Annotated in this window: 10 protein-coding genes and 1 tRNA gene; 3 read left to right on the forward strand and 8 right to left on the reverse strand. The window is 45.5% G+C overall.

Going from position 1 to position 13,724, the window contains the following annotated elements:
• Position 1: 1 nt before the first annotated feature.
• The 5 genes from BK126_RS03950 to BK126_RS03970 all read right to left on the reverse strand — a co-directional run bounded on the left by BK126_RS03950 (position 2) and on the right by BK126_RS03970 (position 4,225).
• Complete coding sequence (locus tag BK126_RS03950) at positions 2–937, reverse strand: ABC transporter ATP-binding protein (RefSeq protein ID WP_076311384.1); 936 nt, start codon at positions 935–937, stop codon at positions 2–4.
• 109 nt (positions 938–1,046) lie between these two features.
• Positions 1,047–2,198 carry a sensor histidine kinase gene (locus BK126_RS03955; RefSeq protein WP_076311385.1) on the reverse strand — a complete coding sequence of 384 codons (1,152 nt, stop codon included), beginning with the start codon at positions 2,196–2,198 and terminating at the stop codon, positions 1,047–1,049.
• A complete protein-coding gene (locus tag BK126_RS03960; RefSeq protein WP_076311386.1) occupies positions 2,185–2,892 on the reverse strand; it encodes a response regulator transcription factor in 708 nt (235 codons plus the stop codon). The genes BK126_RS03955 and BK126_RS03960 overlap by 14 nt, the downstream gene beginning before the upstream one ends.
• Before the next feature lie 168 nt (positions 2,893–3,060).
• A tRNA-Leu gene (locus BK126_RS03965) sits at positions 3,061–3,144 on the reverse strand.
• Positions 3,145–3,322: 178 nt separating this feature from the next.
• Positions 3,323–4,225 carry a LysR family transcriptional regulator gene (locus BK126_RS03970; RefSeq protein WP_047909894.1) on the reverse strand — a complete coding sequence of 301 codons (903 nt, stop codon included), beginning with the start codon at positions 4,223–4,225 and terminating at the stop codon, positions 3,323–3,325.
• Between the two features lie 126 nt (positions 4,226–4,351).
• On the opposite strand from BK126_RS03970, the gene BK126_RS03975 reads away from it, so the two are divergent.
• Positions 4,352–5,281, forward strand: coding sequence for a S66 peptidase family protein (locus BK126_RS03975; RefSeq protein ID WP_076311387.1), 930 nt, complete (start codon positions 4,352–4,354; stop codon positions 5,279–5,281).
• Positions 5,282–5,389: 108 nt separating this feature from the next.
• On the opposite strand, the gene BK126_RS03980 is transcribed toward BK126_RS03975, so the two are convergent.
• Together BK126_RS03980 and BK126_RS03985 are read right to left on the reverse strand one after the other, a co-directional pair.
• Positions 5,390–9,124 (reverse strand): alpha-L-arabinofuranosidase C-terminal domain-containing protein, encoded by a 3,735-nt coding sequence (locus tag BK126_RS03980; protein ID WP_076311388.1) that lies wholly within the window; start codon positions 9,122–9,124, stop codon positions 5,390–5,392.
• A gap of 203 nt (positions 9,125–9,327) precedes the next feature.
• Complete coding sequence (locus BK126_RS03985) at positions 9,328–9,849, reverse strand: VanZ family protein (RefSeq protein WP_076311389.1); 522 nt, start codon at positions 9,847–9,849, stop codon at positions 9,328–9,330.
• Between the two features lie 190 nt (positions 9,850–10,039).
• Here BK126_RS03985 and BK126_RS03990 point away from each other — a divergent pair, with 190 nt between their 5' ends.
• A complete protein-coding gene (locus BK126_RS03990) occupies positions 10,040–11,056 on the forward strand; it encodes a permease (RefSeq protein ID WP_076311390.1) in 1,017 nt (338 codons plus the stop codon).
• A gap of 18 nt (positions 11,057–11,074) precedes the next feature.
• A complete protein-coding gene (locus BK126_RS03995) occupies positions 11,075–12,187 on the forward strand; it encodes a TIGR03943 family putative permease subunit (RefSeq protein WP_083655704.1) in 1,113 nt (370 codons plus the stop codon).
• Positions 12,188–12,211: 24 nt separating this feature from the next.
• On the opposite strand, the gene BK126_RS04000 is transcribed toward BK126_RS03995, so the two are convergent.
• Positions 12,212–13,723: an FAD-dependent monooxygenase gene (locus tag BK126_RS04000; protein WP_076311391.1), complete on the reverse strand. Its 1,512-nt coding sequence runs from the start codon at positions 13,721–13,723 to the stop codon at positions 12,212–12,214.
• Position 13,724: the final 1 nt, after the last annotated feature.

A 13,724-nucleotide genomic window follows, 5' to 3' on the forward strand; every position in this document is an offset into this window, starting at 1 on the left:
CCTAATCCCGCAGTTTACGACCTGTTAAGGTTAAGAATACGGTTTCCAGATTAGGAGCCTGCTCTTCAACAGAGCGAATCTCAACTTCATGAGTCATTAATTGATAAATCAGCTGATTGAGATTATTTACTTCGGATTTAGACCTGATTTGAATCATTTGATCGTCTGCCTCCACCTCGATCACTCCGTGGATCTGCTTCAAAAACTCGATATCAAGTGGAAGAGCCGACTTATATCCGATCCAAATATCCTTCGTGTCTGTAATGGTTGAAGTAAGCTGTTCCTTCGTTCCCTCCGCGATGATCTTGCCATGGTCTACAATCGCGATGCGGGTACAGATCTCTTCGACCTCCTCCATATAGTGACTCGTATATATGATTGTACAGCCCATCTGATTCAGCTTCCGTACAGAATCCAAAATATAGCTTCGGGACTGCGGATCAATACCCACCGTTGGCTCATCCATAATGATCAGCTTCGGCTGATGAGCGATGGCACAGGCAATATTCAATCTGCGTTTCATACCACCCGAGAAATTTTTGGGATATTGTTTAGCTTTATCCGTGAGTCCGACAAAATTTAGTGCTTCCAAAGACCTCTCTTGCAGCTCCTTTCCCCTTAAACCATACAAGCCTCCAAAAAAATGAACATTCTCATATGCGGTCAGATTCTCATAAATAGCTATATCCTGCGGTACGATACCAATATTCATCTTGGCAAACCTGCTGTTTTTGGCAATATTTTTACCGAGCAGACGAATTTCACCTTTGGATGCACGAAGCAGAGAAGAGATCAAATGAATTGTTGTACTCTTTCCCGCACCGTTGGCACCGAGAAAACCAAATATTTCTCCTTCACGAAGCTTTAAATTCATATGATCTACAGCTACAAAATCCCCAAATTTCTTGGTAAGTCCCTCAATTTCCAGAACGTTCATTGCAATCACTCCCACTTCCCTGAATCTTGCTTTCCTTTTCTTTCTATAGCATAAAGAAAAAGGATGAACCTACAACAGTGCATAAGTTCATCCTTTGATATGAGAAGTTTCATGAAGAACGAAGATGAGAATTCTCCGGCGCTTGTCCATGAGGCAGCAGAGTAATGACGCTGAAGCCGTTCGATCCATCCACGACGACCGCCCCTCCCAGCGCTGCTGCTCTTTCCTCCATTCCAGAAATACCGAGCCCTTTTACAATCCGGCTAGCGCCGATTCCATTATCGGAAACGACAGCCCGGATCAGCTGATTGAGCACCTGGATTTCAACATGAATCTGATCCGCATTCGCATATTTAATCGTGTTCGTTACGGCTTCCATCATATTTTGCTGAATGATTCGAAAATGAAGAGGCGTAATATGCTCAAGATCACCGCTATGCACAAACGACGTATGAATCCCATGCTTTGCACTTATCTCATCGACAAACAGCCGCAGCCGGTTCATCCCCATTTCTTCAGGCCTAGGCTTCATCTCCTTCAGGGTAACTCTGATTTGTTCAAGTCCCTCTTTTGATATCCCGATCGCATTGTCCAGCAGCTCTGCCGCTTTGGCAGGATGGCTGACTAGCATGGTTTTGGCTGCCTCCATCTGAATGAGTGCCCCAGCCATTGAATGACCAATCTCATCATGGATGCGCTGTGATAATCGGTTCCTTTCTTCCAGCTTAATTGTATATTCCGATTGCTTAAGGAATTCCTGGTTCTCCTGCAAGGATCGCCTCAACCTGTCCATATCAGCCTGGATTGATTCGTATTTCTCGAATTGATTATTCACCACCGTTTTATAGTGCCTGACAGCAGAATAAGCCAGAAATATGAATCCTGAGGTGAGCAAATAATGAAACAGAATAGAGCTTGGAACTAAGCCCAGTGTTATAAGAAAGAACAGGAACGGATACACCAAATAATTTTTCAGGGAGACGGATATCTCATAGAGGCTGATTGCTAACAGCAGCAGAAAAGAAACATGAATAAATACTGCACATCCAATAATCCACCCGATGGTTAATACATGAAGGCAGAGTATAGATTTGTGATTCCTTAGAATAAGCATCATGCAGTTAAGAGATATGTATATCAGCACAGAAAAAATAAACCATCTCTGATCTTGATCAGCGCCGAGCACCGTGCCTGAAATATAGACAAGCAGAATCAGCCTGCAGCCGACCATCCACAATTCGTAATAATTAAAGCTCTTCATCTGAAACCCGTACTTCACCAGTTAAATAGTAAATCGCAATTTGCGTTCGATGGGCAAGTCCCGTCTTGTTCAATATAGAAGTAATATGGTTAGCTACTGTTCCCTCCGATAAAAAAAGCTTCTTGGCGATCCCTTTATTAGACAGCCCTTTTGCGATACAGCCCATAATATCTAATTCGCGGTCCGTAAACAAACTACGGTCTATATGATCCGTATGACTTGGTATGGATACAGATTCCGGGATCGTTTTCTGATGGGCTGAAATTGGGTGGCTTGAGCTAGGTAAGCTTGACTTGATCTTATCAAGTACAGCACCTTGCAGCACATGATGATTCCGGTTGACACTTTTAATCGCATCTCGGATTTGCTCTGGGTCATTATTCTTGAGGAGATATCCTCTAGCCCCAGCCTGTATCGCTTCAAAGACAAACTCATCATCGTCAAACGTCGTTAATATGAGCGGTCTTGTCTGTGTCAGCTGTACAATCTTCCTTGTGGCTTCGACTCCATTCAGATTCGGCATCCGAATATCGAGCAGGGCCACATCCACTTCGTGCTGCTGACAATATTGCACAGCCATAGCACCATCCTCGACCGCTGCCACGATTTCAAATTCCTCAAAGCTGGACAATATAATTCTCATTCCTTCGCGAATAAAGGAATTATCATCTGCTATCAATACTTTGATCTTCATATTAAGCCCCTTGTATAACCGAATTTAATCTCTACATTCATTATATGCGAATCCCTATTCATAATTAAGACCATAATCCCTATAAAATGGAAGTATTGAGGCGATGCAGCTCGGCATCTGTACAACAAAAACAGGCTTCCGGTATTCCGGAAGCCTGTCTGGATAGGATGCGGTCGAGAGGACTCGAACCTCCACGGGGGTTAGCCCACACGGACCTGAACCGTGCGCGTCTGCCAATTCCGCCACGACCGCATATTTAATTGACTACTCTCATATTATAGCGATTAAAGGTATACATTGCAAGTTATTCAGCAAAATTTAATAGATTCTTGTGAACGACCGGTTATATCTAACATTAGAGAAGGAGCAGATCAACCAAGCAAACCTATAAACAACCGCTTATGACCTTCTCCTTCAACTCAATTACATTTTATAAAATCGCTTCATGCAGCGCATCTACGTAGGCAGCCGCCAGCTTGGACATCATTGCATTCTTATGAGCGATCCAACCCACGTTAATCGTTTCCTTGCAATCCAGCGGAACGGGAATAATATCATTTCCATTTAAGTCTGCACTTAGTACACCCGTTGAGATCGTATACCCATTCAGGCCAATTAGCAGATTAAACAGTGTTGCTCTGTCATTGACTCGTATACTCTTCTTGTGTGACAGCGTGCTTAAGATCTCCTCGGAGAAATGAAAAGAGTTGTACTCACCTTGATCAAAGGACAAATAAGGATACTCCTCCAGCTCCTCAATGGTCACTATGGACTGCTTCGCGAGCGGGTTATGAATACTGATGAAGATATGCGGCTTCGCTACAAACAAGCTATGAAACTGCAAATTGGCGGAATCCAGGAGTCGATTGATAACTTTGGCATTAAACTCATTTAAATACAAGATCCCAATCTCGCTGCGCAGTGTTTTGACATCTTCAATAATCTCATAAGTCTTCGTTTCCCGTAGCGCCAGCTCATATTCATCTAATCCGTGCTCCTTCACCAGCTTCACAAAAGCGTTGACGGCAAAGGCATAGTGCTGGGTAGAGACTGAAAAATGCTGCGGAGACGGCTTGGCGTTCCGATATCTGCTCTCCAGCAGCTCTGCCTGCTCGGTCACCTGTCTGGCATACCCCATGAATTCGGCACCCTCCATTGACAGCGTAATCCCCTTATTTGTCCGCTCAAATATAGTAATGCCGATCTCTTCCTCCAGCTCTTTAATCGCCTTGGACAAGCTCGGCTGAGATATAAACAGCCGCTTGGCGGCCTCATTCATGGAACCGCGGTTCGCAACCTCAATAACGTATTTTAACTGCTGTAGTGTTGTCATAAATCTCCTACTTTCGTAAATTAAACTAATCCTCATCGGGAAGACGGAAGAACATAATTTATCGTAAATTGCCATACACATCATTTAAATACACACTTGAATCGGGATTTAAAGGAGGGTCGAAATATGGCTGTTGCTCCCCCTATTTTACAAGCAGGAGACACTGTGGGTCTAGTCACATTAGGCAGCCCATTAAGCGCCGCCACGATTGATGCCCGCATCGAGGTCCTTCGAACAACGGGGCTCAATGTGGTTATTGGCAATCATGTATATGATCAGGACGGGTTCCTCGCAGGTACAAATGAAGAGCGGGCATCCGACCTGATGAGCATGTTTGAGAATGAAGAGGTCAAATTAATTCTGGCTACACGCGGCGGAACCGGGGTGGCCGGCATTCTCCCTTATCTTGACTATGATGTAATTCGCAATAATCCTAAAATTGTATCCGGCTATAGTGATATTACGATTCTGCTGAATGTCCTCTATCAATACGCAGATCTTATTACACTGCAGAGCCTCATGCTTATTGACTTTGCACCACAAACACCTGCATATAACTTCGATCAATTTTTTAACGCGACTTCTACTATTCAGCTCACAAGACAAATTACGAATCCCCCAGGCATTCCTCAAATCAGCAGAATTCAAGGCAATGTGACCGGACCGCTTGTGGGAGGGAATTTAGCCTCCTTCATGGATTCCATTGGTACACCATATGAGATTGATGTGCGGGACAAAATCATATTGCTTGAAGAAACGCATGAACCAACAAATACGATTTATCGTTATCTAAACCACCTCTTGCTGGCAAATAAACTGCAGGAATGCGCGGGAATTGTGATGGGGGAATGCACTGGATGCATGGAAGCCTATGGAGTCTCCTACCAGCAGTTAATTGAAGAATTCATCGTCCCCTTAGGCAAACCGCTCATGACTAATGTGACAACCGCTCACGGATTATACAAAGCCGCAATTCCCATTGGAGCGACGGTAAATTTAAACACCTATGAGAACACACTGACAGTCATCGAACCAACAGTCAGTGCTGAACAATAATTAGCACAATGCAGAATTTTATTTAACATTCACCCTATAGACAGCGTCAATTATAGATTTAATTGCAAAAAAAAGAGGAGCGAACCATTCGGTTCCTCCTCTTTGTTATTATATGAGTTCTAATACTAGTATATTGACAGAGTTTGCCGGCAGGGAGATCACCGCAGAGGCTTGTGCTACCTCAACCTCCGTTTGATAAGGCTGTATCTTCTCATCGTCTCTCTTGTTCACGTTAGGAACATGAACCAAGGACTCATCCCCAGTTAGAACGGTTAACTGTGCTTTTGACGATACATTTAGGCTGTTCAGATCAACTTTGATTGACTTACCTGATGCATCCGGGTTCACAAGCTTCACATAGACATGCTTCTCGTCTTTCGTTACTGAATGATAGACCTCTCGGTTATAAGCTTCCAGCTTGTAATCCAGCACTTTGCTCACCGTATGCCCGTCTGTATAGAAGCAGATGAGGTGTTTGCCATCATTGCCCCCATAATTCACCGTAATGGTATATTCGGTGTCATTTGCAAGCTCTTCGTAGCTTGCCGCACGCAAATTACCTGCTGCAGTACTGGAGGAATAGTCACCCAGCGTGTAGGCTTCAACTCCGTTCTTAAACACTTTGACGCCGGTTGCATTTCCGTTATAGCCAATCGCGTATTCAATGACATTCTTATGCTCTGCTGTAATATCCGTGAGTCCTGCTCCAATGTAAAAACCATCATCCCCAGGCGCCTTCTTCGCCGTAACTTCCACTGTATAATTCGTCCAAGCCTCATTCATGAGGTAGATACCGTTGCGACCGCTTGGCTGAGCTTGGAGGACTAGCCCCTCCTCGGAATCAAGCTCATAACCTGCAGAGCCAGGAATGACCTGCCATTCTGGGTTCAGCGGCTTCGTAAAATCTTGATCCAGCAGAACGCTGCCGTCTGTGTTTGAAGTAACGACGACCCGTTTCACGTGAACCTCTGCTTTTCCAGCTGAAATTTCAATTCCACCATGCGGAATCAGCTTAGTCTTCTCCCCGTTTCGATAGGTTGTGAATGATGTGGCCAGCCCTTTGGTACCGATATATTTGGCGAAGAGCTGCTGCACATAGTAGTTCGGCGTATACCAGACCGTTTCATCATCAAACCATATGCAGTCCGGCGTCCAGCGATACAGATTGTCTGTCCGTATTTTATTGAACAATGGAGCGGTCGCCGCAAGTCTGACAACATCTGCATTATTCTCGAAGCTGGTCATAATCGCTGCTTCTGCTACCGCACCCGCCAGTGTATTCTTATCTGTGGAGGCATACTCTCCGACAAACACTTTGGACGTCTCGGCCTCGTTCAAGCTGCCATCTTCGTTGTAAGCACGGTAGTAGTAATTGTAACGGTCGGCGTTTTCCAGCAAATACTCATTGGAACGGTAATAATGCTCATCCGCGATGGTATCCATATAATTCGGCTGCTTGCCATACCAAGTGATGGTCTCTTCAATACTTGTCTTGCCATCGGTAAAGCTTACTTGAGCTGAGCCCTCGAGCCCTCCGCTAAGGAATCTCCACCCTTGCTGGTAAGCGTCATCGTCCGCCTGTGCCCCAACGGTAGAGATGATGTGAAGCTCATGGTCCGGGTAGTACTTCTGCATATGCTCATCAATCGCCGCTTTGAAAATTTCAAAGTTAGCGAAGAATTCTGTTCCCCAGTTCTCGTTCCCTACACCCAGATATCGAAGATCGAACGGCGCTTCATGGCCCATATTTTTACGTAGAGCAGCCCATTCATTATTCTCATAATCCGTGCTGATCGCAAAATCAATCAGATCTGTAAAATTACTGATATAGTAGTCTCTCAGCGCTCCTCCGGCTGGATTTGCATAATCAGAACGTGCTTGACACAACACACCGCAGGCCATAACTGGAAGCGGAGTCGAATTCAAATCCTCAGCCAGCTGGAAGTATTCCATATAGCCAAGGCCCATCGTCATCATATAGCCCCAAACGTTATAGTTCTCCTTGCGCAGCTCTACATCACGGACGGATTCTTTCCAATCATAAACATTCTCCCAAATGTGTGAGCCTTCGGAGATACAACCGCCTGGGAAACGCAGAAATTTAGGGTGCAGATTGACCAGTGCCTCAACCAGATCCTTACGCAGACGATAGTTCGGGTTCCCTACATAGTTGGAATGTGCAGTAGCAGAGCTTTCTTCCTCTGCAGCACCCCATACATTTGCTGGGAATAACGAGACCATATCAATCGAAATCTCTCCACTGAAATGAAGCGATAACTGCCCCAGCGCATTCTTCGTTCCTTGAAGTACGATGGGTGATTCCGCTCCGTATTTCTTCCAGCCCCCTGCCTCGACGTGAATAACGACTTGGTCACTGAGTTCGTCTCCATCCTGATCCAGCAGTTGAAGCGTAATGCTCCCCGATCGGCCTGCTTTGGCCCAAATGGAGAACAAATATTCCTCGTCTTTTTTAATAGACATGGCGCAGTTATGGTTGAAATCGTTAAACCCTTTATTATAAATGACAGCGCCATCCGCTGCAGTCACATAATAGCTGTTAACATCCTTGTCCTGAATATCAAAATGCTCGTTAAGTCCGCCGCTGTGATGAACCGTGAGCTTATCTGTGTCGCCATACCATGCAAACAGAGCATCGCGGTTCCGTCCTGTAGAGACGCCGCACTCGCCGCATACATGAGAGTAGCTGTCGTATTCAAACGCTTCGAAGGAGCGGTTCTGCACCAGCTCTGCGTAGATCCCTCCATCAGCCGCATTGTTGATGTCCTCATAGAACAATCCGTACATGACCTCGCTGATATCGACGACCTCGTTATTTCCTTCAATCGTCAGCGTATGGTCCGGGACACCTTCAGGCAGCACAGAAACGACATAGCTCTGGGAAGCATCATGCTCGCCAGCGCTAAGTTTAGCGGTAAGTGTAACACCAGCAGGCTGTTGGATGTTCTTGTTTACTTTTCCCTGATTCGTAATCGCTTCCGGATTGTTGGAGCTCCACTCTACTTGGACTTTGCCCCCCATAAGTGAAGATGGAAGCTCTATATCGGCTTTGATAGTAGAGTTCGGTGCACTTAAATATTTGCTCTTGGCCAGCTTGACAATCTGTTCATCGGACAGGGATTCGCACATGACCTCAATGACTTCATCCTCTGTAAGCGCTGCTTGATAAATGCGGACATCGGATATAGATCCCTGGAAATCGGCATCCACACTAAACTGAGATTTGCCAATGAAGTTTCGATTATAGTTCGTACCATTTGTAAACGTATCAAACCATGCTCTCAGTTTCGCATAGGTTCCGCTGGAGGTCTGGCTGATCGTTCCGTCCCCAATCGGTTCTCCGTTAGCATATACGACAGGACCGGCACTGCTGAGTGTACCGCCCTCGGTACCCCGGATTGAAATCGCAACATGCATCCATTCACCCGCTGGGAAGATCTTGCCTGGATCTGCGACAATCTCGTTCCCGGCATAGCATACTCCTCTGAGGTTGCGGGTCAAGAACAGATATGGGTTTCCCTCGCCACCGCCAAAGTCGATGATACGCTCCCACACACTGTTAACTTTGCCAGGATGAATCCAGGCAGCTACCGTAATCCCCGTATGATCACTAACTCCCTTCAGCAGATCAGATGGCAGCTCCACATAAGATGTTCCATTGCTGCCACCCGCCAAAGTTAGTGCAGACCTGCCGTCTACATTATGTATTTCAGGAAGCTTGCTCCCTTTAAGCACACCGTCGTTACCGTTATTTGTCGTATCCTTGCCTGCATTTGTCTCGTCCTCAAACTTGTAATGTGCGATTAGTTGCTCGTTCTTTATCATGCTGCAGCTCTCCTGTCTTGTCATAATAGAAAATTAAAAAAGCAGTCGTTTAATGCATATGCAATCAATAAAGTAATATAAATGCTAACTTATTAATATAATAACTAACATTTAACGAAAACGAAAGCTTTTTTTCTCATATGCAAAAAAAGAAGCCCCATACTAGGGACTTCTTCTGACAGATGGATTTATTCTTGCATTCATCATTCTACTACTTGATTTGAAGCTGCTGATGGTGACTCTTTCTTGATAAACACTCTGCACAGCTTCCAGAGTAAATATCCAATAAACGCCCCAGAGGTGTTAAGCAGCAGGTCATCCACATCAAAGGTCCCCATACTAAAAACAATCTGAGCGCATTCGAGCAGCAAGCTAAAGCTGAAGGATAGAAGCATGACGAGGACAAAGCTCAGCTGTTTGATGATCGTTCCAGCCAAAAATCCAAAGGGGATAAAAATCGCAACATTGCCAAACAAATTGATTAAATTATGCGTTGTCGGATGTTCCAAGCTGTCTTTTATCGTATGCAGCAATATCATATTGGATCTATAGCTCATCGTTTGACTCAGCGAAGCGGGATTCTCTATGACCCTGGATAACATCTGGCCCAATATACTGACATCAACAGCTCCGAATTTAAACAAAATGACCTTGATCACTACATAAGAGTAGAACAGCAGCAAACCTAGTATGAGTACTGGATAGAAATGGATTTTTTGTTTCATAATCATTACTCCCTTGTTGTACACGTGAATTCCTTATGGAATACACAATATACGAATCTTTTTAAGATCAAGGGAATTAATTCTTAATTCTTTCTTAAGAGAATCTCGTAGTTCTTCTTCTAGTATGACCAACATATAGTGGAATAATAGAAAAGTTAATAGAGTCAATATTTTTAAGAGGGAGGTAATTATGTACCGTCTATCACGTATTTCATATGCAGGAATCAGCGGAATCCTTCTGCTCGGTTTCTCATTATTGCTGGTTCTTGTTGTTTCCATGTGGCAGGGAGCACTTCATATTCCATCAAGTCTTCTTCAGCTGAACACCATTTTCATGAGCATACTCATTGAGGCATTACCGTTCGTACTCATTGGGGTGCTGATCGCTGGGGTTATTCAAATCTTTGTGACAGAAGATCATATTCGAAGATGGCTCCCCCGCAGCAAGCCTGCCACGATCCTCATGAGCTGTGTTATCGGAGCCCTCTTTCCCGCCTGTGAATGCGGCATTGTACCGATTACAAGACGGCTTGTTCAAAAAGGGGTCCCGCTCTATGCGGGTGTTGGTTTTATGCTGACGGGTCCGCTCATTAATCCGATCGTCATCGCTTCAACGTACATGGCTTTTGGCAACGATCTGCAAATGGCTGGACTTCGTATGGGCATCGGATTCTTGATTGCATTACTGATTACTTTTGCTGTGAGCATGTCTTTTCAAGGAACTCAATTGAGAAACGCTTCCTCATCGTCCACATCCACAGCTCATCAGCATGCTCACAAGCAGCATACCTCCCCTTCCTTCACTGCTCGCTTTAAACATATGCTTCATCATTCTATTGACGAATTTTTTGACATGGGGAAGTTTCTCATTATTGGAGCCTTCATCGCGGCAGCGGTTCAGACCTTCGTCTCTGCCAAATCCCTTGTCGATATAGGTACAGGTATGGCTTCTTCTACCCTTGTTATGATGGGACTAGCCTATGTTCTGTCGCTATGCTCTGAAGCAGATGCCTTCATCGGTTCATCCTTCCGTCATTTATTCAGCACAACGCCTATTCTCGGATTTCTGATCTTCGGACCGATGCTGGACCTGAAGAACACCATAATGATGCTTAGCGTATTTCGGGCCCGATTTGTTGTCTGCCTTCTTGCTCTTGTCGTGCTGACTATATTTACTACACTCATGCTGCTTCAACCCTATATATAAGGAGGTTACGTCCTGCATATGAACATCAAATGGAACGGACAACAGCTCTTTCGAGCTGGCATCCTGCTATTGTTTTCCATCATGCTGTTTCAGCTGCATTTCACCGGGGAAATATTGAAATTCGTTAATCCAAAGTATGAGCCGCTCAGTCTTAGCGCTGCTGTCCTATTTGCATGCCTATTTCTGATTCAGCTCGGAAGAGGCTGGGACGAGGTAAGTCATGAGCACAATCTCCATGAACATGGCCATCACGAGCACATCGATCATGAGCATAACCATCATGAGCATGAACATCATGAGCATGAACATCATGAGCACCTTCATCACCCTTCTATCGAAAATCAAGACGATTCAATGCAGCGGCATGCACCTCACCATTGCGGAGATGACCACTGTCATCACGATCATGGAGATGGAAAGCTCAATTATAAGAAACTCATCACCTATGCCATTATTATCTTCCCGCTGGCTGCAGGATTTCTTGTGCCTCCCCAAGTTCTGAATGCTTCCATTGCAGATAAGAAAGGCGGCTTGATGCTGTTAACCGGCTCACAGCAGAATTCCGAAGCAACAGAAACAACTCAATCCACAGCGTCAAATGGAGAGCTTGCCCTGAATACTCAGCCCACAGATCTTATTGAGCTCCCTGGATATGAAGAGGCAGTCACAGATGAACATGCAGAGGACGAAGGCGTAATGGAGAACACCGTATCGAGGGATGAGTTTAATCAGATGATGTCGGATTTGGAGGACAAACAATCCATAGTAATGGAGGAGCATATTTTCGCCTCATATTTTGAACGTATTGCTAACACGCCGGATGAATATGCGGGCAGATCCATCCAGCTATCCGGTTTTGTATTTCGAGATGAGGAGCTTTCGGACAACCAGCTTGTGATTTCGAGATTTTTAATTACCCATTGTATTGCAGATGCGGCCCTGATCGGATTTCTGGCTGAATTTCCGCAAGCAGCCCGGCTTGACGAGGATACATGGATTGAAGCAACCGGTGTCATCGATACGACGGTGCATAACGGAACTAGGCTGCCCATGATACGCATCACAGAATGGAAGGAATCGGCAGCCCCCGATCAGCCGTATGTCTATCCGCTGAGTGTAAGGATTTTATGAGACGAGTAGTTTAGCTGTGCTTCGTTAGTTCGATATCTTTATTTTTATCTTGTTGAGATAGGCGACAAGCTGTTCCACATTTTGCTCCGCTTGTGCAAAGCCGATATATCCGTCCGGCCGGACGAGAAATAGGGAGCCCAGAGGAATGCCTGCTTTTTTAATAGCCACGATGTTATTAAACTCATGTAATGGAATGGAGTTATCTTCAGCAAACAGGGTTAATTGCGGATCTGCTTGACCATAGACATGAAGCTGCCACTCCATGCATTGTAACGGCTTAAAATTATCTTCTGACATCTGTACCCATGGCAAACGGTCACCTGCCTGCAGATGGCCGGCTTTGCCTTCACTCAGCAGGCTGTCCGGATAATGAATCCGCGTTTGGGACAGGATTTCAAATGCTTTTCTCCGGGCCGGCGGAAGATGGAACAGAACAGGTACAAAATACGGAATAATGACTTCCATGGCTAATTTGGAGTTTATCCCTTTGCCCACCATAATCTGAAAAGCGCGGTCTGTCGTTGCTACAAGGGTCTTCGCGAATCCGATTCTTTCTGTTTCATAGGAATCCAAAATTTGCTCGTCTGCTTCTCCTTGAAGAACAGCGGCGAGCTTCCAGGCCAGGTTCATCGCATCCCCAATGCCTGTATTCATCCCTTGTCCTCCAGCGGGACTATGGACATGGCCTGCATCACCTGCAATAAAAATACGCCCTTTTCGGAAACGCTCACTGACCCGGTGATGAACCTTGAAGGTAGAGAACCAGTTCACCTCTTGAATATCTGCTTCCGTATTTGGTGACGCATAGGGGGCAATGACATTAAAATCATCCGGGAGACCCTGCTCCAGTACCGCTTTCGGTATAATACCGATCAGCCTAACATAGCCGGTTGTACGCACCGGTGCGGTGAGACAAAATCCGTCATTGTTAAAGCTTATATGCAGACCCTGGATCGGGACAGCGCTCTTCACATCCGCAACATAAAACATTTGTTCATAGGTTCCGCCGGCAAAGGAAAGCCCCAGTCCTTTACGAACGGTACTATGAGCCCCGTCACAGCCACAAATATATTGAAATACGGTCTCCTCGCGCACTCCTTGCTTCTCGAGAACCGCACGAACCCCTTCTCCCTCTTCTCTGAAAGAAACTAATTCCGTATTCCACTCCACACGGTCTCCTCGCTCCTTCAGCGCACTTTCCAGAATGGCCTCATGCTCATCCTGAGGAAGGCTGAGTACATAAGGATAAGGACTGATCCCAAGGCCAATATTCCCCAATTTCATGCTCGCTTTTAGCTCCCCATCTTTACGAATTTGTAGTTCCTGGATGGGAATTCCCCGCTGTGCCAATTCATCTGCAAGTCCAAGCTGCTGGTAATATTCCAGTGTTCGCGCATGGACGACAATCGCTCTAGAGGCTTCCCCCGTTCCACTTGTTTTGTCAACAATTCGAAACGGGATTCCCTGCTTCTGCAATGCCAATGCCATCACTAAGCCGGTTGGACCGGCGCCGACAATCAATACTTGAGGGTTCATA

Origin of the sequence: Paenibacillus sp. FSL H7-0326, assembly GCF_001955535.1 — a bacterium.
In the GTDB taxonomy this organism is placed as follows: Bacteria; Bacillota; Bacilli; order Paenibacillales; family Paenibacillaceae; genus Paenibacillus; species Paenibacillus shunpengii.